The sequence below is a fragment of the Amycolatopsis benzoatilytica AK 16/65 genome (assembly GCF_000383915.1).
In the GTDB taxonomy this organism is placed as follows: Bacteria; Actinomycetota; Actinomycetes; order Mycobacteriales; family Pseudonocardiaceae; genus Amycolatopsis; species Amycolatopsis benzoatilytica.
This window is the reverse complement of the sequence record NZ_KB912942.1, coordinates 2,686,834-2,707,228: the sequence shown is the minus strand read 5'-3', so window position 1 is coordinate 2,707,228 and position 20,395 is coordinate 2,686,834. Positions and strand designations below refer to the sequence as shown.

Genomic DNA, 20,395 nt, shown 5'->3' with positions numbered 1-20,395 from the left:
GCGGAGGCACCGAGACGAAGGCGGAGGCCAGGATGAGCACGCCGTATGGCGGCAACGACCCGCAGCAGCAGTACGGGCAGCAGCCCTACGGCCAAGACCCGAACTACGGGCAGCAGCCGGGCGGCGCATACCCGCAAAGCGGGCCGCAGCAGCAGCCGTACCAGGGGCAGCCGCAGCAGTACGGCCAACAGCCTCAGTACGGCCAGCAGCCCCAGTACGGGGAGCAGCCGGGCGGCTATCCGCAACAGCAGCCGCAGCAGCCGCAGTGGGGCCAGCCGCAACAGCAGCAGTACGGGCAGCCGCAACAGCCCTACGGCCAGCCGCAGTACGGCCAGCAGCCCGGCCAGTTCGACTACGGCCAGGCGCCTGCCGGCGCAGCGGCCGCCGATCCCGCGGGCAGCTCCGGCGGGTCGAAGAAAGGCCTGTTCATCGGCATCGGCGCGCTCGTCGTCGTGGTGGCGGTAGTCGCGATCCTCGGCTTCGTCGCGCCCGGGTTCTTCAAGACTCAGGTGTTCAACAACCAGACGATGCAGACCGACGTCGCGAAGCTGCTCACCGACACCTACAAGATCCAGGGCGTCAGCGGCGTGACCTGCCCGGCCGAGCAGAAGGTCGAGGACGGCGCGAAGTTCACCTGCACCGCCACCGTCAACGGCAAGCCGCAGCAGGTCCCGATCACCGTCAAGGGCACCGACGGCAACTACGAGGTCTCGCCGCCCGCGGCGCAGTGACGCGGCGCGGACGGAAATCAGTCGCGTCCGGACCCACCGCCCGGCGATGATCGGGACATGACCGACCGCACTGTCCGCATCCTCCGCCCCGACGAGCACCGCGCGGCCTGGGACCTGTTCCGGGCCGCGCTGCACGTCCCGACCGGCTCCGACGAAGACTGGGCACGCGTCGAGACGTCTCACCAGGCCGAACGCGGCTGGGGCGTCTTCGAACCGGACCTCATCGGCACTGCCCGGTCGTTCGACGCGGAAATCGTCGTTCCCGGCGGCGCGCTGCTGCCGGTCGCGGCGGTCACCGGGGTCGGGGTCCGGGCCGGACGCACCCGCCGCGGCGTCCTCACCGCGCTGCAGCACGCACAGCTGAACGACCAGGCCGAACGAGGCGTCCCGCTGGCGCTGCTGCACGCATCCGAAGGCGCGATCTACGGCCGCTACGGCTACGGCGTCGCGACCCTCGCGCACCGCGTCGTGGTGGACCGGCACCGGGCGCGGCTGCGCCCGGACGTGCCGGCCGGGGGAGAGGTCGAGGTCCTGGGCATCGACGAGGCCGCACCGAAATGGCCGGAGCTCTACGCCGCGACCGGAATGGGCCGGCTCGCCGCGATGACCCGGCCGGAGCTCTACTGGCCCGGGTTCGAATCCTGGATGCGCCGCCAGTCCCAGCTGGTCCAGACCGCCGTGCACCGCGGCCCGGACGGCGTCGACGGATACCTGACCTACCACGTCGAGGACGCCAAGGAACGCGGGAAACTCGAAGTGCAGGTGCTCCACTATTCGAACCCGGCCGCGTTCGCCGGACTGTGGCGGTTCCTGCTGTCGGTCGACCTGGTTGACGAGATCGTGCTCCCGATGCGTCCGCTGGACGAACCGAGCGCGCTGCTGTTCGCCGACCCGCGGATGGCCAAGACCGAACGCACCGACGACGAAAGCTGGCTCCGCCTGGTCGACGTGCAGGCCGCTCTCGCCGGTCGCGCTTACGGGTCGGCGGACCCGGTCGTGATCGAGGTCGAGGACCGCACGCTGCCCGCCAACGACGGCCGCTACCGGATCAGCCCGGACGGCGCCGAGCGCACCGGCGCCGAACCCGCGCTGCGGATGTCCGTGGACACGCTCGCCATGCTCTACTTCGGAACGTGGCACGCGTCGGCGCTCGCCGCGACCGGCCGGATCGAGCTGCTCGACCCGGCGGCGGCCGCTGCCGCGGACGAGCTCTTCGAGACGCGCGAATCGGTGTGGTGCGGTACCTTCTTCTGACCGTTGACCAGAGGTTTCGCGCAGAGGGGCGGACACATGCGCGCGGTGGGGCTGCTGCTGTGCGGCTTGGGCATGCTCGTTGTCGCGGGCTGCGACAGCGCGACACCCGCGCCGTCGGTCCAGACGGTCACCGTCACGCCCAGCGCCTCGCCGCCTGCCTCGTCCTCGCCGTCGTCGTCCGGGCCCTCGTCCGGCCAGCCTCCGGCGCGAGTGTTCGACGCCCGCACGATGGAGTCGTCGGTCCGCCGGCTGCTCGCCGAAACTTACCAGGTCCAGGGAATCGGCGCGGTCGTCTGCCCGGATCGGCAGCCGGTCGCCGACGGTGCCAAGTTCCAGTGCACTGTGGACATCGCGGGTGCGCGGAAACACGTGCCGATCGCCGTGACCGGAACCAGCGGCGAGTACAAAGTGGACCCACCGCGGTAAAGCGGTCGCTTTCGGACCGGTCGAATTGGTTGAATCGAAGGATGAGCGATTACGTCGTCCGCCCGATCACCGATGCCGAATGCCGCCCGACGCTGAACCTGCTGATCCGGTCCCTCAACGGAGTTCCGGTCACCGACGAGTCCTGGGCGCTGATCTCCGGTTCCTGGGCGGCCGACGGGCGGACCGGCGCGTTCCACGGCGAAGAGCCGATCGGCATCGCCAGCTCGTTCGGCACCGAACTGACCGTCCCCGGCGGCGCGGCGGTGCCGATGGGCGCGGTCGACGGCGTCGGCGTCCGAGCCGACTGGACCCGCCGCGGCGTGCTCACCGCGATGATGGACTTTCAGCTGCGCGACTTCGTCGAACGCGGTTACGCGGTGGCCGGCCTGCACGCCAGCGAAGCGGTGATCTACGGCCGTTTCGGCTACGGCGTCGCCACCCGAAGCGCCACCTACCAGGTCCACCACCCGGCCCGGTTCCGCGAGGGGGTCGCCGCTCCCGGCCGGACCCGGCTGCTCTCCGCCGAAGAGGCGATCGAGACCATTCCCGCTCTGTACCAGCGAATCGGCGCGCACCGCGCCGGCATGATCGCCCGGCCGGAAAAGTGGTGGCCGATCCAGTTCGACCGAAGCTTCACCCGCGACGGCGGCAGCTGGCGACTGGCCGTCCACAGTGGACCAGGCGGCGACGACGGCTTCGCGCTGTTCCGCAACGTCCCGCAGAACAGCTACCTCGACCCGGACCACGGCGCGGCGCTCGAAGTCCGCGATTTCCACGCGGCGAGCCCGGAAGCCGAAGCCGGACTGTGGCGGTTCCTGTTGTCCGTCGACCTGATGGAGGTGGTCAACGTCCGCGGCCGCCCGGTCGACGACCCGATCGGCCTGTTGCTCGACAACCCGCGGCGCGCCGCCACCGTCCGCGTCGACGACGAACTGTGGCTGCGGCTGATCGACGTGCGGGCCGCCCTCGCCGCCCGCGCCTACGGCTCGGCGGAACCGGTGGTGCTGGAAGTCGACGACCGGATGCTGCCGGAAAACCGCGGCCGCTACCGCGTCGGCGGCACCGGCGTCGAACGCACCGACGCGGACGCGGACCTGGTGCTCGACGTCGACACGCTGGCGATGCTGTACCTGGGCGCGTGGCAGGCCGGCCCGCTGGCTCTCGCCGGCCGCATCACCGGCGCCAGCGCCGAGACGCTGGCCCGGGTGGACGCGCTGTTCGGCACCGGCCAGCCGCCCTGGTCCGGCACGCACTTCTGAGGCCCGCGCGGCCGCGCTGCCGGTCAGGCTCCCGGCAGCGCGGCCAGCAGCCGCTCCACCGAGCGACCCAGGTTCCACTTCTCGGCAAGCGCCGCGACCCGCTCCGGATCGGTGGGCACGGCAGGCACCGCATCGGGCCCGGACTGCTCGACCGGAGCGTCCACCGCGACCCGCACCACAGTGGGCGCGACGGCGAGGTAGTCCGCGGCCTCGGCCAGCCGCAGCCGGGTTTTCAACGGCACCCGGGAATCCCCGGCCGAGGCAGCCGCGACCAGCTCTTCCAGCGAACCGAACTGGCTGATCAGCTTCGCCGCGGTCTTCTCGCCGATCCCGGCGACCCCGGGCAGCCCGTCCGACGGGTCGCCGCGCAACGCCGCCATGTCCGCGTAGGCCGGTCCGGCGTGTTCGGCCGGTACCCCGTACTTCTCGGCGATCTCCTGCTGCCCCAGCACTTCCGCCTTCGCCCAGCCCCGCCCGACGTACACCACATGCGCCGGTGTCGGCGTCGCCCGCACCAGCTGGAACAGGTCCCGGTCGCCGGTGATCACCTCGACCGGCGCGTCCTGCTCGCGGGTGGCGAGCGCGCCGATCACGTCGTCGGCCTCGTACCCGGCCGCCTCCGCGGTGGCGAACCCGAACGCCTCCAGCAGCTCCAGGATGATCGGCACCTGCGGGGTGAGCGTGTCCGGCACTTCCTCGACGTCCGCGCCGCCGTCCCCGGCCTCAGCCACCCGGTGCGCCTTGTAACTCGGCAGCAGGTCGGTGCGGAACTTCGGCCGCCAGTCCGCGTCGAGACACGCCACCAGCCGCGCCGGACGGCGGTCGGTGAGGATCCGCGCGATGGTGTCGGCGAACCCGCGCACCGCGTTGACCGGCGTCCCGTCGGGCGCGGTCATCGAATCGGGCAGCGCGTAGAACGAGCGGAAGTAGAGGCTCGCGGAGTCGAGGAGAGCGAGAGGTCCGGTCACCCGGACAGCCTGCCACGCCGGGCGCATCGGCTCATCCGACGCGCCGGTCCAGCCGCGCCGGCCACCAGATCCGGCTGCCGAGGTCGACCGTCAGCGCGGGTACGAGCAGCGACCGCACCAGCAGCGTGTCCAGCAGCACCCCGAACGCCACGATGAACGCGATCTGGGCGAGGAACAGGATCGGGATCACCGCGAGCGCGGAGAACGTAGCCGCCAGCACGACGCCCGCGGAAGTGATCACCCCGCCGGTCACCGCCAACCCGTGCAACGTGCCGTCGCGGGTGCCGCGCCGTTTCGTCTCCTCGCGCACGCGGGTCATCAGGAAGATGTTGTAGTCGATCCCGAGCGCGACGAGGAACACGAACCCGAACAGCGGCACCACCGGGTCCGCGCCGGGGAAGCCCAGCAGGTGGTTGAACACCAGGGCCGAGACTCCCATCGTGGCCGCGAACGAGAGCACGACCGTGGCGATCAGCAGGAGCGGCGCCAGCAAGGCGCGCAACAGCAGCGCCAGCACGGCGAAGATCACCAGGAGCACGATCGGGATGATCAGCGCCCGGTCTCGCTTCGAAGTCTCCTGCGTGTCGAGCTGGATCGCGGTCTGGCCGCCGACCTTCGCCTCCGCGGCAGGCACGGCGTGCACTGCGTCGCGCATGCGGCCGACGGTCGCCACCGCGTCTTCGGAATCGGCTGGCGCGGTGAGGATCGCGAGCAGTTCGACCCGGCCGCCGACCTGCAGCGGCCGCTGATCGGGCCCGGTGAGCGGCACGACGGTCGCGACCCCGGGCACCCGGGCGGCTTCAGCCACCGGCCCGGCCTCGGCCGCGTTGGCGACGATCACCGCGGGCGCCGCTGTTCCGGCCGGGAAATGCCGGCCCAGCACCTGCTGGCCGGTCACCGAATCCACCTTGGCCAAGAACACGTCCGACTGAGCGGTGCCGGACGCTTTGAGCTGGGGGAGAAACGCCGCCCCGGCCACGAGCACCAGCGCCGACAGCACCCAGATCGCGCGCGGGCGGGCGCCGACCGCGCGGGCGATCCGCCCCCACATCCCGGAGGTCTCCGGATGCGGCGAGCCATGCCGCGGCCGGAACGGCCAGAACACGGCGCGCCCGAAAAGGACGAGCACGGCAGGCAGGAACGTGGTCGAAGCGAGCAGCGCCGCGCCGATCCCGATGGCGGCGACCGGGCCGAGGCCCTTGTTCGAGTTGAGATCGCTGAACAGCAGGCACAGCACCCCGAGCACCACTGTGCCCGCGGACGCCGCGACCGGCGCCAAGGTGGCCCGCCAGGCCAGCCGCATCGCCTCGAAGCGGCCCGGGGTGTCGCGCAACTGCTCGCGGAACCGCGCGACCAGCAGGAGCGCGTAGTCGGTCGCGGCGCCGAACACGAGGATCGACAGGATTCCCTGGCTCTGTCCGTTGAGCGCGAGCACACCGTGGTCGGCGAGCAAGTAGACCACCAGGCTGGCGAGCGCGAGCGCGAACACCGCGGAGACCAGGACCAGCACCGGCAACAGCGGGCTCCGGTAGACCACCAGCAGGATCAGCGCGACGACCGCGCCCGCGACGATCAGCAGCACGCCGTCGATCCCGCCGAACGCCGAGACCAGGTCCGCGACCTGCCCGCCCGGCCCCGTGACCAGCACGGTCAGCCCGCCCGGGGCGCTGGCCAGCTGTTCGCGGACCGATTTGACGATCTTCGCCGGATTGCCGGCCGCGTCGACCGGAACGGCGAGTCGCGCTGCTTCGCGGTCTTCCGAGAAGGTCGGCGGCGCCAGTGGTGCGGCCACGCCGGGCACCTTGGCCAGGTGTGCCGGCAGCGAACCCAGATAGGCGCGATCGGCCGCGCTGAGCCCGGAGCCGCGCTCCGCGACGACGGTCGCGGGCAGTGTCGGGCGCGGGACGAACGCCTTCTGCTCGTCCTGCACTTGAGTCGCCTCGGCGGACCGGGGCAGGAACGCCGCGTTGTCGTTCTTCGCGACTTCGCTCAGCTTGCCCGCGAACGGCCCGCCGATCCCGCCGACCGCGAGCCAGACGACCACGAGCAACGCGGGCAGCACCCAGCGGGTGCGCCGCGCCGGAAGCGAAGAACCCTGCTCAGTCATAGTCACTACAGTCCTTCATGCGTGCGGCCAAGGAAACGTTCAGCAAGCTGAACGTATTGTACGGCGGAGGGCAGAATGAACACAGCAAGGACCGCGCCGGCCGCCGGCGACGGCGGGGACGAGCTGGCGTCCTGGCCGACCGGGCGGCTGCTGGCGGTCGCGGCGCGGCTGGTCGAGCAGCGGTGGACCGCGGTGCTCGCCGGGATGCGGCTCACCCACGCCGGGCTGATCGTGCTGCACCTGCTCAAGCACGGCCCGCTGGCGCAACGGGAGCTGGCTCGCCGCTGCGAAGTCACCGACCAGACGATGAGCCGCACGCTCGACCGGCTTTCGCGCGAAGGGTTCGTCGCCCGCGCGGCCGACCCGGCCGATGCCCGCCGCCGATTGGTCCAGATCACCGCTGCCGGTCGCGCGGTGCACGCCCGCGCGGTCCGCGCGGAACGAGACGGGACCGGGGCATTCGGCGCCGCCGTGGCGAACGAACAGTTCCGCGCCCAGCTGGTCGAGCTGATCACCGGGTTGCGCGAGGACCGGCCCAGTCAATCCGCGACAGGGTGAGCGGCCGCCTCGCCCCCGGGTACTAGGCTCGGCGGCATGTCGCGCCGATCCCTCCACACGCCTGCACCGGACGCCGCCGCGCTCCGCGCCCGTCTCGACCGTGCCGCCAAAGCGGCCGCTGCCGCGGACACCGACGCACTGCTCGTCGCGCCCGGCTCCGATCTGCGGTACCTGCTCGGGCAGGCCGGCGGTTCGTTCGAGCGGCTGACCACTCTCGTCGTGCCCGCCGACGGCACGCCCGCGCTCGTGGTGCCGAAGCTGGAGGCCCCCGGCTACGCCGACGTGCCCACCGACGAACTCGGCGTAGAGGTCCTCACCTGGGTCGACGGCGACGACCCGTACCGGCTGGTCGCCGACCGGCTCGGCAAGCCCGGCCGCATCGCGGTCAGCGACTTCACCCCGGCGCTGCACGTGCTGTCGCTGCGCGCCGCGTTCGGCGACGCCGAGCAGATCCTCGCCGGACCGATCGTGCGCGAGCTGCGGATGCGCAAGGACGCCGCCGAAATCGACGCGCTGCGCAAGGCCGGTGCGGCGATCGACCGGGTGCACGCGCGGATGGGCGAGTGGCTCCGCGCCGGTCGCACCGAGGCCGAGGTCGGCGCGGACATCACCGCCGCGATCGTCGAAGAGGGCCACACGCACGCCGACTTCGTCATCGTCGGCTCCGGGCCCAACGGCGCCAGCCCGCACCACGACGTGTCCGACCGCGTCATCGAGCGCGGCGACGTCGTCGTGATCGACATCGGCGGCCCGGTCCCGGAGGGCTACAACTCCGACTCCACCCGCACCTACTCGATCGGCGAACCGCGCGACGCCGACGTCGCCGAGACCTATGCCGTGCTCCAGCGCGCGCAGCAGGCCGCGGTCGACGCGGTCCGTCCGGGCGTCACCGCGGAGAGCATCGACAAGGCCGCCCGCGACGTCATCGACGCCGCCGGGTTCGGTGAGTACTTCATCCACCGCACCGGCCACGGCATCGGCCTCGACGTGCACGAGGAGCCCTACATCATCGCGGGCAACACGCTGCCGCTGGAGCCGGGCATGGCGTTCAGCGTCGAACCGGGCATCTACCAGCCCGGCCGCTGGGGCGCCCGGATCGAGGACATCGTGATCTGCACCGAAACCGGCGTCGAGGCGGTGAACACGCGGCCGCACGAGCTGGTCGTGCTGGACGCATGAGCAGCCCGCTGGAACCGCTCGACCAGGCGATCGTGCAGGAGCTCGCGGCCGACGGCCGGCGCAGCTTCACCGACCTGGCCGAGCGGGTGGGGCTGTCGGTGTCGGCGGTGCACCAGCGCGTCCGCCGGCTCGAACAGCGCGGCGTCATCCTCGGCTACACCGCCCGGCTCGACGGCGAGCAGATCGGGCTCCCGCTGACCGCGCTGATCTCGCTCACCCCGAACGACCCGGCCGCCCCGGACGACTACCCGCAGCGGATCCAGCACATCACCGAGATCGAGTCCTGCTACTCGGTCGCCGGCGACGAGTCCTACATCCTGCTGGTCCGGGTGGCGTCGCCGCTCGGGCTCGAGGACCTGCTGCGCCGCATCCGCGAGGCGGCGAAGGTCTCGACCCGGACCACGGTGGTGCTCTCGACGCCGTTCGAGGGGCGGTCCCCGACGCTGTAGCGAGGGGGATCGGTCCGGTCCGGCGGACCGGCGCTGGGCCGGACGGCTGAATCGGCGCCGAACGGTGCCATCGCTGGTACGGTAAAAAGTATGGCAACACGTAAGGTGACACTCTCGCTCGACAGCGGTGCGCTCGAGTTCGCCGAGCGGGCCGCGAAGGCACACGGCGTCTCGGTCTCGTCCTGGCTGTCGAAGGCGGCCCGGCGCGAGGCAGTCCGGACCGGGTACACCCCGCAGCGCGCGCCGGTCGCCCCGGCCGCCGAGGAAGACGAGGCCGAACGGGCGGCGGCGGAAAAGGACATGCGTGCGCAGGGGTGAAGTCTGGACGTACCACCCGCCGACCGACCCCGCGCGGCAGCGCACCGTGGTGCTGCTGTCCTCGGACGGCGTGAACGAATCCGAACGGCCCTGGCTGCTCGGCACCGAACTGCTCGACCGCGACCCGCAGGACATCCTCGGCGTGGCCGTCGACGCCCGCTACTGGGTGTCGACGCTCAACGTGACCCGGCTCTACCGGCCCTGGCTGACCGAGCGGATCGCCGAGGTCGACCAGGACGTCCAGGAACAGATCGACGTCGCGCTCCGGGCCGCGCTCGACCTCTGAGCCGCTGCCGCCGGGATCAGCCGGCCGGTTCGCCGACCGCGTGCAGTTTCCCGTCCGGCCCGGCCAGACAGGTCGCGTTGCCGTCCCCCCGGGTCAGGAAGTCCGACAGGCAGTCCGCGATCGCGGCATGACCGGCGGCATTGGGGTGGAAGGACTCCTGCAACGCGTGCGGCGCCCGGTCCGCTTGCGACAGATCGTCGAGATGCAGGGTCAGCCGGGTGAACCACTCCGCCGTCGGATTCGCACCGCCAGAGCAGGCTTCGTGGTGCTCGCCGGCGCGCGACAGGTCCAGGAACCGCGCGCCGGACTGGGCGGCGGCCTGCTTGACGCCTGCCGACAGCGCGCTGATCCCGGCGGTCGAGATCCACTGCAGGTCGTCGGAGCGGAACGGGCAGCCGTCGAGGCTCTGCAGTTCCGGCGGGATGCCGGGGCCGACCGGGGTGGCGTAGGACTGCAGCACCAGCTGGTAGTCCGCGGGCACGTAGCCGGCTCGCGCGAGCACCTTCTTCACGTCGCCGACCGCGTTCGCCACCTTCGGCACCATCGCGTCCACTTTGGACTTCCAGGTGCTCTGCAGCGCCACGTTGCAGGACGGGCCGTCGGCGGAGAACCACGCTTTGAAGCATTGGCTCACCTGCGCGGAGAACTTCGGGTCGTCGTTCGCGCCGACCGCGATCACCACGACCGACACCCGGTGGTCTTTCACCAGATCGGCCAGCTGCGCGGCCTGTGAGCGCTCGCCCCACTGCTTCGTGTCGCCGAGCGCGACCTGCGCGGCCGGCGCGCCGGAACAGGCCAGGTTCACGCGCGCGGCGATGCCCGGAATCCGGACCTTCTGCACGAACGCGTTCGCCGAACGATGGCACCAGTCGCCGTTGCGGCCGTCGGTGTCCGCGCTGTAGTCGCCCGCGCCCTCGCCGGAGACAGTGCTGTCGCCCATCGCCACGACCGTCAACGGGCCCCGGCCGGGCGGGCCCGGGCGCGGATGCGGCTGCCCGTTGCGGCTCTCTGTGCCGAAGAAGACGAAAAAGCCCACGAGCACCGCTACGCAGGCGAGTACCAGCGCTCCCCACCACCACCGGAATCTTCGCATCGCCTCCCGAGTCTAGCGAGAACCCGGACCGCCGGCCGGGGCCTGCGACTGCGATCACTGTCCGCCGGACGCCACCGCGGCGCGTTTCCTGGCCAGCAGCAGGCGTTCGGCGTCGTTGGCCACCAGTCGCAGCGCCTCGTCGTAGGCCCGTACCGATTCGGCGCAGCGGCCGAGCCGGGCCAGCAGATCGGCCCGGACCGCGTGGAACAGGTGCCGGTCGCCGAGCTCCACACCGTCCACAATGGCCAATGCGAGCGCCGGGCCGTCGACCTCGGCGACCGCGACCGCCCGGTTGAGCGCGACAACCGGCGTCGGCTGCACAGCGAGCAGCTGGTCGTAGAGCGCGAGGATCTGGACCCAGTCGGTGCGGTCGCTGTGCACGGCGCTGATCGCCGCCTGCAGCTGGTAGCGGCCCGGCCGGTCGAGCCGCAGGCAGTCCCGGACGAGGTCCTGGCCCTCGGCGATCAACGCCCGGTCCCAGCGGCTCCGGTCCTGGTCGGGCAGCAGCACCGGGACGCCGTCCGCGCCGAGCCGGGCAGCGCGGCGGGATTCGGTGAGCAGCAGCAACGCCAGCAGGCCCAGCACCTCGGGTTCGCCGGGCAGCAGCGCGGCCAGGACGCGAGCCAGCCGGACCGCCTCCGCAGCCAGGTCCGGACGGCCCAGTTCGGCGCCGGCGCTGGCGGTGTGTCCCTCGGTGAAGATCAGATACAGCACGGCGAGCACGCCGTCGAGCCGGTCCGGCAGATCGGCCTCGGCGGGGACCCGGTAGGGGATCGCGGCGTCGCGGATCTTGGCTTTCGCCCGCACGATGCGTTGCGCCATCGTCGGCTCCGGCACCAGGAACGCGTACGCGATCTCGCCCGTGCTCAGCCCGCCCAGCAAGCGGAGGGTGAGCGCGACGCGAGCGGGCATCCCGAGCGCAGGGTGACAGCAGGTGAAGATCAGCCGCAGGCGGTCGTCCGGCACCGCGCCCTCGTCGAAAGGCTCGTCCGCGTGCAGGAGCGCTGCCTGCGCGTGCCGGTCCAGCCGAGCCGAATCACGGCGGAGCCGGTCGATGCCGCGCCGGCGGGCAGTGGTGATGAGCCAGCCGGAGGGGCTTGGCGGCAGCCCATCGGCCGGCCACTTCTCGGCGGCGATCGCGCAGGCCTCCTGGACCGCGTCCTCGGCGAGGTCGAGATCGCCGAAGACGCGGGTCAGGACTGCGACGGCGCGGCCGCGCTCGGCCCGGACGACCCTGTCGAGCACCGCCGGACTGGTCATTGGAACTGCCGGATCTCCACCGGCAGCGTGGTGATCTCCGAGATCCGGCGCGCCCACTCCGCCGCCGCGGCCCGGTCCGGCGCGGTCACGATGGTGAAGCCGCCCAGGTGTTCCTTGCCCTCGGCGAACGGCCCGTCGGTGTGCAGGACACGGCCGCCGGACGCCCGGATCACCGTGGCGTCGGCAGGCGGGCGCAGGCCGCCGGAGAACACCCAGGAGCCGGCGGACTTCATCTCGTCGGTGACCGCGTTGAGACGCGCCACGATGTCGGCGAGGGTCTCGGCGTCCGGGACCCCGCCGTCCGGCTGGTAGATCCCGAGCAGGTACTGCGGCATGGGACACCTCCGTCAGTCAGCGCTGCCGGGCCGGACGCGCGAGCACCTCGCTGACGTGCACGTCGGCCGCCTAGTCGAGAGCCTAACTCCCGGGTTGCCGGGTCGCTGCCGATTCCGCGAGGGGCCCCTTGAGGGAATCCAAGTCCGGCAAGGGGCCCTTCACGGACCGTCGGTCGGGGACGGCTCAGGGGTAGTTCGGCAGGTTCGACGGCTTGGTCCCGTCCGGCGTCACGGCACCCGCGTCGTTCACCACGTGCGTGATCGAACCCCGGTGGTTCAGCGACACCGTCAGCAGGCTGTGCAGCTTCACCCCGCCGTTCTGCGGCACCTCGAACGCGTGGTAGCTCGACACCGCCGGGTTCGTGTCGAAGAAGCAGTAGCTCCCGAGACCCCACGCCTCATGCGTGGTGACGCCCGCGCCCACCTTGTACGCGGCGTACCCGGCCGTTCCCGGGGCGGAGTTCCAGGAACCCTGGTCCGGCACGTCGTAGGGCATCTCGTTCTGGAAGAACACTGTCTTCCCGTTCTGCCCGTTCCAGACCACCTGGAACTTCTGGTAGTGCTCGACGAACAACCCGGTCGCGGTCACGTTGTCGCCGTTGACCAGCAAGCCGGTGTCGGCGGTGTTCGTGGTCCAGCCGACCGTCCCGCTGTTGCCGTGGTCGGCGCGCCAGGCCCACACGTGGTCGACGATCGTGTCGTCGCTGTTGACCACCAGGCTGTTCGTCGCCTTCCCGGCCTGATCGCCGCCGACGCGGAAGAACACGTCCTGCAGCGAGACGGGGTTCGCGGCGTGGCTCGTGTGCTTGCCGCTTTCGCCGACCGTCAACAGCGCCTGCGAGTTCTGCGTCCCGGCGTCGAAGAGCAGGCCTTTCACCCGCACCCCGTCCACATCGGACACGTGCATCGCGTCCACGCCGTTGTCCGGGATGAGCGTCGGGTAGCCGATGCCGAGCACTGTCGTGTCCGGACGGGTGACGTTCAGCGTCTGGTCCAGGTGATAGATGCCGGGGGTGAAGAAGAGGTTGCAGCCCGCGTCGAGCGAGCTGTTGATGCTCGCCGCGGAGTCGCCGGGCTTGACGACCCGGAACTGGCTCATCGGCACCGAATCGCCGGGCGTGCCGCCGTTCGCCCAGCTCGGACCGGAAGCGTTGGTGCGCACTGCGGGACGGAACACCCGGTAGTTGCCGCCGCTGTCCACGTACAGGTACGGCACATCACGGGACACCGGCGTCGTGGCGAGTGTGGTCTCCGGCGGGTTCGGGAACGAGTTCGCCGGCGCACCGCTGGTCCCGGAGAAGACCATGTTCCACACGCCGCCGTCCCAGCTGCCCAGCGCCGAGTCCCGCGTGTACCACTGCTGCTGCGAGACCGATGCGGCCTGGCCGGACACCCGGGTGTCCGCGACGTACCCGCCGCTCGCGTAGCCGTAGCTGGCCGGGAACAGCTGCAGCCCGCCCTTGATGTCCATCCGGCGGAACGGCGCTGCCTGCGAGACCGCCCAGCGGTCGCTCCCGCTGGAAGGCGTCACCGCCATGTTCTCCGCGGACCGCCAAAAGTTCTGCAGCGCGGAGCCGCCGTCGGACGGGTTGAACGCGTCCACCGTGATGTCGCCGTTGATCTGGATGTCGTCCGGGTTCTGGCCCAGGCCGGCGACCGAGGTGTAGAAGCCGACGTTGTCGTGAATTCCGTACGTGCCGGGCTTGAACAGGTGCGCCACCCGGCCCGGGCCGAACTGCGCGGACTGGGTGTCTTTCTGCGCTTCGAAATCTTTGTCCAGCTGCGCCTGGATCGTCGCGGCCGGCATGGACGGGTCGAACACGTGCACGTTCGGCCCGAAGTCCGGCTGGTCGGATTGCCCGGTGCAGCCGGCCTGACCAGCGGCGGAGGGGGCGGCGGCGGCGGGGACGGCCAGTCCTGCGGCGGCCAGCAGCGCCAGTGCGAGGACGGCGGTCGGCCGGTGCCGGCCGGGCGGTCGGCTAGTCCGGTTCACGTGAGGACACCTCCGGGGTAGGGGATTTACCCACCAGTTTGTGGTTGGTCACAACAAATTAGATCCCCCGGTCCGTGACGCGGGTCACAAGTCGGTCACAGTTGTCTGGACCACCGGCCGGAATTCCGGCTACCGGAAACTCGTTCACGTCCGGGTGACGCGCCGCGCCGCCCGCCGATTCGTCCCGCACGATGACGGTGGACCTGCCGCCGCGGAGATCGGAGCGACGCGATGACCCGGACAGCACCGGAAAAATCCCGGGCGGCGCGCCGCCGGCTCGGGTTGGCCGCGACCGTGTCGGCATTGGCGTTCATCTGCGGCCTCGCGATCGCGGGCCCGGCTTCGGCGGCCGACTACTCGAAGGCCGCCGATACTGTCGCCGGCTCGCAGATCTACCTGCACGAAGGCGCACAGGGCACGCCGAGGTTCGACCCGGACGTCGCACAGACGCTCGGCCACGACGTCAGCGGCCACCAAGGTCCGATCGACTGGGGGCAGGCCCGCGACGCCGGCGCGCAGTTCACCTACGTGAAAGCGACCGAGGGAACCGGTTTCGTCAGCCCGCAGTACTCCCAGCAGTACGACGGCGCGCACAACGCCGGCATCATCCGCGGTGCCTACCACTTTGCCCGCCCGGACGTCTCGGGCGGCGCGCAGCAAGCCGATTACTTCATCGCGCACGGCGGCGGATGGCGCCGCGACGGGATGACGCTGCCCGGCGCGCTCGACATCGAGTACAACCCGTACGGCGACGCCTGTTACGGCAAGAGCCAGGCCGACATGACCGCCTGGATCGCCGACTTCGCCCGCCGCTACCTGGCCACCCAGCGCCGCAGCGCGGTCATCTACACCTCGACGTCCTGGTGGAAGCTCTGCACCGGCAACACCGACCGGTTCGGCGACACGAACCCGCTGTGGCTCGCCCGGTACGCCGCCCAGATCGGGGAACTCCCGGCGGGCTGGGACAAGCAGAGCATCTGGCAGTTCGCCCGCGGCGGCACGCTGCCGGGCGACCAGAACTACTACAACGGCCCGATGAACCGGGTGCAGGCGCTGGCCCGCGGCTGACCTTGTCCGGCGGTCCGGGACCTAGTTGGATCGGCGGGTGACTTTCGCCGTCGGACTCTTCGAAGTGTTCACCTACGCCATCCCGGGCGCGTTGTACCTGGCGCTGCTGGCCTACGTCGCGGGCCGGCTGCACTGGCTGGACCTGGCCTCCCTCACCCGCGGCCCGGCGGTGCTGGTGGTCGCCGGAGTCGTGGTGGCGAGCTACCTGCTGGGCTACCTCGCCTATCCGCTCGGCGCCCGGTTCAGCAGGTGGCTGCCGCGCCGCCGCACCCGCGACGTCCGGGCCGAATTTCTCCGCCGCAACCCGGCGGCGCGTGGGCGGGCGTTCGTCGAAGCGGACTCGTTCCTGCTGTTCGCGGCGTTGCAGATGCACGAACCGGACGCGGCCACCGAGGTGACGCGCACCCGCAGCACCGGGCTGATGCTGCGGAGCGCCAGCCCGGCGATGGCGCTCGGATTCGTGGCCGCCGTGGTCGAGCTGTTCGCCGGGACGAAGCCGTGGTTCGCGGCGGGCAGCGCGGTGCTGTTCGGCGTCCTGTGCCCGACGATGATCGTGCAGCACCGGATGTTCGCACACTGGGCCAGCTTGAAGACGCTGGAATTGTCTTTCTGGGCCGAGGATTTCGACGAAAAGCTGGCGCTGTCGCGGGACGCGGCCTGACCCGCCGGTCAGGCCAGTCCGGCGCAGGGGACGACTCGGAAGCCCCGGCGCGGGAAGACCGTGTCCACGAAGAAGTCGTGCACCGACTGATCGTCGTCGCCGCACCCGTCGCGGAGGACGGTGACGTGGTAGCCGCGGTCGGAAGCGTCGTAGGCGGTTGCCGCGACCATCGCGCTGGTCGCCACCCCGGCGATCGCGACCGTGTCGACGCCGCGGGCGCGGAGCACGAGGTCGAGGTCGGTGCCGGCGAACGCGCTGGCGCGGCGCTTGAGCACCACGACGTCCTCCTCGGCCGCCGGAAGGTCGATCTCGGTGCCGGGGGAGCCCTCGTGGAAGGCTTCGCCCGCGTCGAAGAACGACCGGTACAACTCGCTGCCCGGCACCAGATCGGCCCCGTTGCCGCGGAACGCGAAGTGCACGAACACCACCAGCACGCCGGCCGCGCGAGCCCGCGGCAGCAGGTCGGCGACCGGCCCGGCGGCCTGTTTCGCGAACGGGTAGCTGCCGGTGATGCCGCGCTGCAGGTCGCCGACGATCAATGCGGTCCTCAAGCCGAGCTCCCGTCCGGCCGCGCCGGGGCGGCCTGAAGAACGAACGTGTGCCTGGCCGAAACTACCGGCAAACACCGGCGCGCGGGCGAGCCCCGCACGCGCTCAGCCGCCGGAGATTTCCGTTGCCGCACGCACGAAATCGCGCAGCACCGGGTCCGTGCTGCCGGACCGCCACGCCACCACCAGCTCGCTGCGGCCCGCGCCCGGCACCGGCCGGTAGACCAGCCCGGGGCGGCGGTGGATCCGGACGCTGGTCTCCGACAGCAGCGCGACGCCGCGTCCGGTGGCGATCGCCTCCAGCCAGTCGTCGGTGTTGTTCACCTCGGCACCGATTACCGGCGGTTCGGCGAACCGGTCGCGAGCCAGCCAGAAATCCCGGAACGGACCTGATTCGGCAGGCATAGCCACGAACGGTTCGCCGGCCAGCTCGGCCAGACGCACGACCTCCCGGTCGGCGAGGCGGTGCCCGGCGGGCAACGCGACCCACCGGTCGTCGCTGCGCAGAACCGCCAGGTCGAGGTCCTCCTGCCCGGGCACCGGCGGACGCAGCAGCACCAGATCGCTGCGTCCGGCCAGCACCGCGCCGGCCGGATCGGACCAGTCCCCGGCACGCAGCTCCACCTGCCAGCCGGGCCGCAGCCGGCGGAACTCGTCGATGATCGGCCCGAGCAGGTCGGACCCGACGCTGGAGTGATACCCGACGCGCAGCACGTGCGCGGCGCTGCGATGCGCGGTCTGGGCCACCCGCACCGCCGCGTCGAGTTCGGCGAGCACCGCGCGCGCCCCGGGCAGCAGCGCCAGTCCGGCCGACGTCAGCGCCACTGAATGCCGGCTTCGCGCGAACAACGGAAAGCCCAGCTCGCTCTCCAATCGGCGGATCGCCTTGGACAGCGCGGGCTGAGCGACGTGCAGCCGCTCCGCAGCCTGAGTGAAATGCAGTTCTTCGGCGACAACCATGAGTCTTCTAGTGCACTCCACACCTACCCTTCCACCTGCACAGATGCTCATGTGCAGCACAGTGGTACCGCTCGACTGGCGAGAACGATGGGGTGAGCGCCTACATCTCGGTTCTGGCCGGAGACACCCGGGCGGAGCCTGCACTGACCCAAATCACGCGCTCGCTCCCGAACTTAGCCCGCTGTTCGCTCCGCTCGGCCGTACTGGGTGGCAGGATTACGCGGATCTCAATACGAAGGGATGGGTGCGAGGCTGCCCCGCTTCTTGGCTTCTGCCGTCAGATGACACCCGGTGCGAACCAGTAGCGTCGTGTTGATGGCGGAGCCGAAGTTAAGCTCAGCTCGGTACTGGTCACGAAAAACAATCTCGTTATCGTTAGGTCGTTGTACGGTGACTTGTCCGGCGTCGAAGCCGTAGTTTCGAGCGATTTCACGAACGTCGGCCGCGGCTTGCTGCCATTCCGCATCGGGCAGATTTCCTGGAGCTGTCCAGATGGGAAAGCTGTGCGTCTCGGCGTCGGCGCGTCCAGAGACATCGATTGCCGCGAATTCTTGGCTGCAGCCAGCCCGGCCAGGCTGATCTGTCTGCTTCCAGTGGAGTGCCGGGAATTTGGCCGCCAGTTGTTCCCGAACTTTCTGAAACATCTCGTCGTAGCGCGCTGCCACCTGGTTGATATCCGGACGTTGCATGAGTTGGCTGAACTGCTGAGCCGCAGTCTTCTCGTCCGAGTTCATAGTTGGCTCCTGCGTGCCCGGGTTAGTGCAGCTGGCCAGCGCGAGAACGACGATTCCGCTGGCCAGTCCGCGAATGAGGTGGTTTTTCATGTGATCGACGTGGCCTTTGTCATCGATGGGTGGGCATGTGGGGCGGAGGCGGCGGTGGAGGCGCGACGTAGTTGACACGAAGGTCAGGACGACCTGCCGTAATCGCGGCCATGTTGTACTGCGATGTCGAGCCGTCGTCGAGGTACTGGCCGTGGGTGTGGGTCGCGTGCACAGGTGTGCCGTCCACGGTGACTGCATCGCCGGTGCTCATGCGGTCGATGCCGGGCATGTCGTAGGGGGAAACCCCGAAGTGGTTGGCGACGTCAAGTTTCGGCACCGAGTCCTGATCGGCCCCAGCGGAGAACAGATGACCCTGCGGCACTTGGAGGTCGCCGCGTTGCTGGGCATCAAGCCCCGGGGAGCCGAAAACGACCGCGTCGTTCACGGGCGTCGATTGTTGCAGTGCGATGCCGGTGGTGAGGCTTCCGTAGGAGTGGCCGAGCGCGGTCAGGTGCAACGGCTGGTTCTGCACTTCATGGGATGCACCGATCCCGTTGAGGAAGCCGTCGAGCTTCTTTGCGCCAATCTGCGCAAGATGGTCAGATCCCACCGATAGGTTGCCGTTGATCACATCGTCGTTCTGTGGAGCCTCATAGCCCAGCCATGCGACAGTGGCGACCTGAGCGCCGTCACCGTACCGAGACGAAATCAACTGTGTGTGCTTCTGGAGATTCTCCATATCGGTGTCATAGCCAGCCATGCTGTGGTCCACTGTGGAAGTAAAGCCCGGCGTGAAGACAGCGACGTGCTTCGCTGTGTCGATATTGCCGACTGCTATCGCGGCTTTTAGCCTGTCTCCTGATGCGTCCAGGGTAAGTAGCTGCCGGTCGCCCTTTGCGAGCGTAGTTTCGATCGTGTTCAGGGACGCGAGCTTCGCCTCGATTTTACGGACGTCGGCTAGTGCGTCGGGCAGCATGTTAGGAGGCCGGTAGGACTGGTCCTTGACGAGTTCGAGGTTCTTCTTTGCCTCGTCAAGCTGACGTTGAAGGTCGGCCCGCTCGCCGGGGATCCGGGCGATGTTCGCCTTCGAGCGGACATCGCCGGGCAGGCCGTCACGGTTTCCCAGCCAATCGGGATGATCTCGCAACAGGATGTTCCGCCCCGCCTCAGAGAGGGTGGCCCACCAGGCGGCGTTCTGCGACGCGGTCGCGTTCGGCGGCGGTTCCGGCAGCGTGAGGCCAGGGTCTTTGACCCCGTCTGCGGCTGCTGCGGCGACGGTGGATTCGTCACCGGTGCCGAACTGGCCCGCCGCCGCGCGGTCCAGCACTGACGCGAGATCGGCATCGATGTCGTTCGCTGTGCGCAGGATCTGCGCGACCTCGTCGACCAATTGCGTGTGGGTACGTTCCCGGTCTTCGGGGTGCATCTCCGGCGGCGGTTGCTTGCCCGCATACGTGTCGGTGATGCCGCCCGCATCGGTGATCTGGAATCCGTATTTCCGGGCCAGTTCGTCGGCGTTGGCCAGCGCGTGTTGGACACCGGTGATGGCGTCGGACGCTTGCCCGATGGCCTTGCCCATCGCGGTGGCTCCGGCGGCGATCGTGTCCAGTTGCCGCATCAACGCCCGGTGCTGTTCGGCCGCGTTGTCGGCCGCTGGCCCGCTCCAGCCCTCGACGGGCAGGACCTTGCCGTAGTCGTCCCCGTCGTGGACGAGGACCTGTGCCCGGGCCTGCAAGAGTGAGCAGATCTCGTCCAGCGTGCCGGGATTCCAGGCACGGACATCGGCTAGCGACACCATCAGCGCGGCCCGTGCATCGTCGGCGCGGCGGATGGGAACACCCCGGCCGCCGTGTGGTCGCCCTGCTGATACCGGTCGGCGGCCACGCCGAGGTGATCGGCGAGGCGCTGCGCATCGGCGCACCATTTGGTGAACGTGGCGGACAAGGCGTCCTGACAGTGCGCTGCGGCTGCCGCCGCACTACCGCCTTGCACGGCACCCGCCACCCGGCCGACCGGCTCCACGTAGTCCGTGCCGCGCAGACTGCCCACCTTCTCGCCAGCCGCGCTGCGCGCCCCGCGCAAGGCATCCGGCACCGTCGTGAAACCCATACTCGATCCCTCCCCGTGACCGTTCCGTCACAGGATACGGGAACGGGACGAGGCGATACACGCCTGTGG

22 protein-coding genes are annotated in these 20,395 nt (G+C 70.4%); 11 read left to right on the top strand and 11 right to left on the bottom strand.

The window, feature by feature from the left end:
* Positions 1-32: 32 nt before the first annotated feature.
* Genes AMYBE_RS0112440 through AMYBE_RS0112425 form a run of 4 tightly spaced genes read left to right on the top strand, consistent with a single transcriptional unit; the run spans position 33 to position 3,670 of the window.
* On the top strand, positions 33-731 hold the full coding sequence (locus AMYBE_RS0112440) for a DUF4333 domain-containing protein (protein ID WP_020659707.1): 699 nt from the start codon (positions 33-35) through the stop codon (positions 729-731).
* A 57-nt stretch (positions 732-788) separates the two neighbouring features.
* Positions 789-1,985 (top strand): GNAT family N-acetyltransferase, encoded by a 1,197-nt coding sequence (locus AMYBE_RS0112435; protein ID WP_020659706.1) that lies wholly within the window; start codon positions 789-791, stop codon positions 1,983-1,985.
* A 36-nt stretch (positions 1,986-2,021) separates the two neighbouring features.
* Positions 2,022-2,411, top strand: coding sequence for a DUF4333 domain-containing protein (locus AMYBE_RS0112430; RefSeq protein WP_020659705.1), 390 nt, complete (start codon positions 2,022-2,024; stop codon positions 2,409-2,411).
* A gap of 41 nt (positions 2,412-2,452) precedes the next feature.
* The gene (locus AMYBE_RS0112425; RefSeq protein WP_020659704.1) at positions 2,453-3,670 is read left to right on the top strand and encodes a GNAT family N-acetyltransferase; all 1,218 of its coding nucleotides are present in this window, start codon (positions 2,453-2,455) and stop codon (positions 3,668-3,670) included.
* 23 nt (positions 3,671-3,693) lie between these two features.
* On the opposite strand, the gene AMYBE_RS0112420 is transcribed toward AMYBE_RS0112425, so the two are convergent.
* Complete coding sequence (locus AMYBE_RS0112420; RefSeq protein ID WP_027927602.1) at positions 3,694-4,638, bottom strand: 5'-3' exonuclease; 945 nt, start codon at positions 4,636-4,638, stop codon at positions 3,694-3,696.
* Between the two features lie 31 nt (positions 4,639-4,669).
* The gene (locus tag AMYBE_RS0112415; protein ID WP_020659702.1) at positions 4,670-6,745 is read right to left on the bottom strand and encodes an MMPL family transporter; all 2,076 of its coding nucleotides are present in this window, start codon (positions 6,743-6,745) and stop codon (positions 4,670-4,672) included.
* 75 nt (positions 6,746-6,820) lie between these two features.
* Here AMYBE_RS0112415 and AMYBE_RS0112410 point away from each other — a divergent pair, with 75 nt between their 5' ends.
* The 5 genes from AMYBE_RS0112410 to AMYBE_RS0112390 all read left to right on the top strand — a co-directional run bounded on the left by AMYBE_RS0112410 (position 6,821) and on the right by AMYBE_RS0112390 (position 9,535).
* The gene (locus tag AMYBE_RS0112410) at positions 6,821-7,303 is read left to right on the top strand and encodes a MarR family winged helix-turn-helix transcriptional regulator (protein ID WP_020659701.1); all 483 of its coding nucleotides are present in this window, start codon (positions 6,821-6,823) and stop codon (positions 7,301-7,303) included.
* A 36-nt stretch (positions 7,304-7,339) separates the two neighbouring features.
* Entirely contained in the window at positions 7,340-8,482 is a 1,143-nt protein-coding gene (locus AMYBE_RS0112405; RefSeq protein ID WP_020659700.1) for a M24 family metallopeptidase, read from the top strand.
* Complete coding sequence (locus AMYBE_RS0112400; RefSeq protein WP_020659699.1) at positions 8,479-8,931, top strand: Lrp/AsnC family transcriptional regulator; 453 nt, start codon at positions 8,479-8,481, stop codon at positions 8,929-8,931. The genes AMYBE_RS0112405 and AMYBE_RS0112400 overlap by 4 nt, the downstream gene beginning before the upstream one ends.
* A gap of 90 nt (positions 8,932-9,021) precedes the next feature.
* The gene (locus tag AMYBE_RS0112395) at positions 9,022-9,249 is read left to right on the top strand and encodes a hypothetical protein (RefSeq protein ID WP_027927601.1); all 228 of its coding nucleotides are present in this window, start codon (positions 9,022-9,024) and stop codon (positions 9,247-9,249) included.
* The gene (locus AMYBE_RS0112390) at positions 9,236-9,535 is read left to right on the top strand and encodes a hypothetical protein (RefSeq protein WP_020659697.1); all 300 of its coding nucleotides are present in this window, start codon (positions 9,236-9,238) and stop codon (positions 9,533-9,535) included. Before AMYBE_RS0112395 ends, AMYBE_RS0112390 begins: the two co-directional genes overlap by 14 nt.
* Before the next feature lie 16 nt (positions 9,536-9,551).
* On the opposite strand, the gene AMYBE_RS0112385 is transcribed toward AMYBE_RS0112390, so the two are convergent.
* From AMYBE_RS0112385 to AMYBE_RS0112370, 4 genes are all read right to left on the bottom strand, one after another.
* A complete protein-coding gene (locus AMYBE_RS0112385; protein ID WP_027927600.1) occupies positions 9,552-10,628 on the bottom strand; it encodes a GDSL-type esterase/lipase family protein in 1,077 nt (358 codons plus the stop codon).
* Positions 10,629-10,682: 54 nt separating this feature from the next.
* Positions 10,683-11,888 (bottom strand): RNA polymerase sigma factor, encoded by a 1,206-nt coding sequence (locus tag AMYBE_RS0112380; protein WP_020659695.1) that lies wholly within the window; start codon positions 11,886-11,888, stop codon positions 10,683-10,685.
* On the bottom strand, positions 11,885-12,223 hold the full coding sequence (locus tag AMYBE_RS0112375; RefSeq protein ID WP_020659694.1) for a YciI family protein: 339 nt from the start codon (positions 12,221-12,223) through the stop codon (positions 11,885-11,887). The genes AMYBE_RS0112380 and AMYBE_RS0112375 overlap by 4 nt, the downstream gene beginning before the upstream one ends.
* 184 nt (positions 12,224-12,407) lie before the next feature.
* The gene (locus AMYBE_RS0112370; protein WP_020659693.1) at positions 12,408-14,216 is read right to left on the bottom strand and encodes a hypothetical protein; all 1,809 of its coding nucleotides are present in this window, start codon (positions 14,214-14,216) and stop codon (positions 12,408-12,410) included.
* A 231-nt stretch (positions 14,217-14,447) separates the two neighbouring features.
* On the opposite strand from AMYBE_RS0112370, the gene AMYBE_RS0112365 reads away from it, so the two are divergent.
* Positions 14,448-15,284 carry a lysozyme gene (locus AMYBE_RS0112365; RefSeq protein WP_020659692.1) on the top strand — a complete coding sequence of 279 codons (837 nt, stop codon included), beginning with the start codon at positions 14,448-14,450 and terminating at the stop codon, positions 15,282-15,284.
* 37 nt (positions 15,285-15,321) lie between these two features.
* Positions 15,322-15,945, top strand: coding sequence for a hypothetical protein (locus AMYBE_RS0112360; RefSeq protein WP_020659691.1), 624 nt, complete (start codon positions 15,322-15,324; stop codon positions 15,943-15,945).
* Positions 15,946-15,953: 8 nt separating this feature from the next.
* On the opposite strand, the gene AMYBE_RS0112355 is transcribed toward AMYBE_RS0112360, so the two are convergent.
* From AMYBE_RS0112355 to AMYBE_RS0112340, 5 genes are all read right to left on the bottom strand, one after another.
* Positions 15,954-16,496, bottom strand: a complete 543-nt coding sequence (locus tag AMYBE_RS0112355; RefSeq protein WP_027927598.1) for a cysteine hydrolase family protein — start codon at positions 16,494-16,496, stop codon at positions 15,954-15,956.
* Between the two features lie 102 nt (positions 16,497-16,598).
* The gene (locus AMYBE_RS0112350; RefSeq protein ID WP_020659689.1) at positions 16,599-17,453 is read right to left on the bottom strand and encodes a LysR family transcriptional regulator; all 855 of its coding nucleotides are present in this window, start codon (positions 17,451-17,453) and stop codon (positions 16,599-16,601) included.
* A gap of 227 nt (positions 17,454-17,680) precedes the next feature.
* Positions 17,681-18,277: an LppA family lipoprotein gene (locus AMYBE_RS43970; RefSeq protein ID WP_158691351.1), complete on the bottom strand. Its 597-nt coding sequence runs from the start codon at positions 18,275-18,277 to the stop codon at positions 17,681-17,683.
* 19 nt (positions 18,278-18,296) lie between these two features.
* Positions 18,297-20,015: an alpha/beta hydrolase gene (locus AMYBE_RS41560; protein WP_020659688.1), complete on the bottom strand. Its 1,719-nt coding sequence runs from the start codon at positions 20,013-20,015 to the stop codon at positions 18,297-18,299.
* The gene (locus AMYBE_RS0112340; protein WP_020659687.1) at positions 20,015-20,326 is read right to left on the bottom strand and encodes a type VII secretion target; all 312 of its coding nucleotides are present in this window, start codon (positions 20,324-20,326) and stop codon (positions 20,015-20,017) included. The genes AMYBE_RS41560 and AMYBE_RS0112340 overlap by 1 nt, the downstream gene beginning before the upstream one ends.
* Between the last annotated feature and the right edge of the window lie 69 nt (positions 20,327-20,395).

Excerpts from the sequence above, each read along its gene's own strand:
- AMYBE_RS0112365 (WP_020659692.1), top strand. The coding sequence starts at position 14,448 with ATGACCCGGACAGCACCGGAAAAATCCCGGGCGGCGCGCCGCCGGCTC.
- AMYBE_RS41560 (WP_020659688.1), bottom strand. The coding sequence starts at position 20,015 with ATGGTGTCGCTAGCCGATGTCCGTGCCTGGAATCCCGGCACGCTGGAC.
- AMYBE_RS0112400 (WP_020659699.1), top strand. The coding sequence starts at position 8,479 with ATGAGCAGCCCGCTGGAACCGCTCGACCAGGCGATCGTGCAGGAGCTC.
- AMYBE_RS0112430 (WP_020659705.1), top strand. The coding sequence starts at position 2,022 with ATGCGCGCGGTGGGGCTGCTGCTGTGCGGCTTGGGCATGCTCGTTGTC.
- AMYBE_RS0112380 (WP_020659695.1), bottom strand. The coding sequence starts at position 11,888 with ATGACCAGTCCGGCGGTGCTCGACAGGGTCGTCCGGGCCGAGCGCGGC.
- AMYBE_RS0112410 (WP_020659701.1), top strand. The coding sequence starts at position 6,821 with ATGAACACAGCAAGGACCGCGCCGGCCGCCGGCGACGGCGGGGACGAG.
- AMYBE_RS0112385 (WP_027927600.1), bottom strand. The coding sequence starts at position 10,628 with ATGCGAAGATTCCGGTGGTGGTGGGGAGCGCTGGTACTCGCCTGCGTA.
- AMYBE_RS0112405 (WP_020659700.1), top strand. The coding sequence starts at position 7,340 with ATGTCGCGCCGATCCCTCCACACGCCTGCACCGGACGCCGCCGCGCTC.
- AMYBE_RS0112395 (WP_027927601.1), top strand. The coding sequence starts at position 9,022 with ATGGCAACACGTAAGGTGACACTCTCGCTCGACAGCGGTGCGCTCGAG.
- AMYBE_RS0112340 (WP_020659687.1), bottom strand. The coding sequence starts at position 20,326 with ATGGGTTTCACGACGGTGCCGGATGCCTTGCGCGGGGCGCGCAGCGCG.
- AMYBE_RS0112425 (WP_020659704.1), top strand. The coding sequence starts at position 2,453 with ATGAGCGATTACGTCGTCCGCCCGATCACCGATGCCGAATGCCGCCCG.
- AMYBE_RS0112440 (WP_020659707.1), top strand. The coding sequence starts at position 33 with ATGAGCACGCCGTATGGCGGCAACGACCCGCAGCAGCAGTACGGGCAG.
- AMYBE_RS0112415 (WP_020659702.1), bottom strand. The coding sequence starts at position 6,745 with ATGACTGAGCAGGGTTCTTCGCTTCCGGCGCGGCGCACCCGCTGGGTG.
- AMYBE_RS0112375 (WP_020659694.1), bottom strand. The coding sequence starts at position 12,223 with ATGCCGCAGTACCTGCTCGGGATCTACCAGCCGGACGGCGGGGTCCCG.
- AMYBE_RS43970 (WP_158691351.1), bottom strand. The coding sequence starts at position 18,277 with ATGAAAAACCACCTCATTCGCGGACTGGCCAGCGGAATCGTCGTTCTC.
- AMYBE_RS0112435 (WP_020659706.1), top strand. The coding sequence starts at position 789 with ATGACCGACCGCACTGTCCGCATCCTCCGCCCCGACGAGCACCGCGCG.
- AMYBE_RS0112350 (WP_020659689.1), bottom strand. The coding sequence starts at position 17,453 with ATGGTTGTCGCCGAAGAACTGCATTTCACTCAGGCTGCGGAGCGGCTG.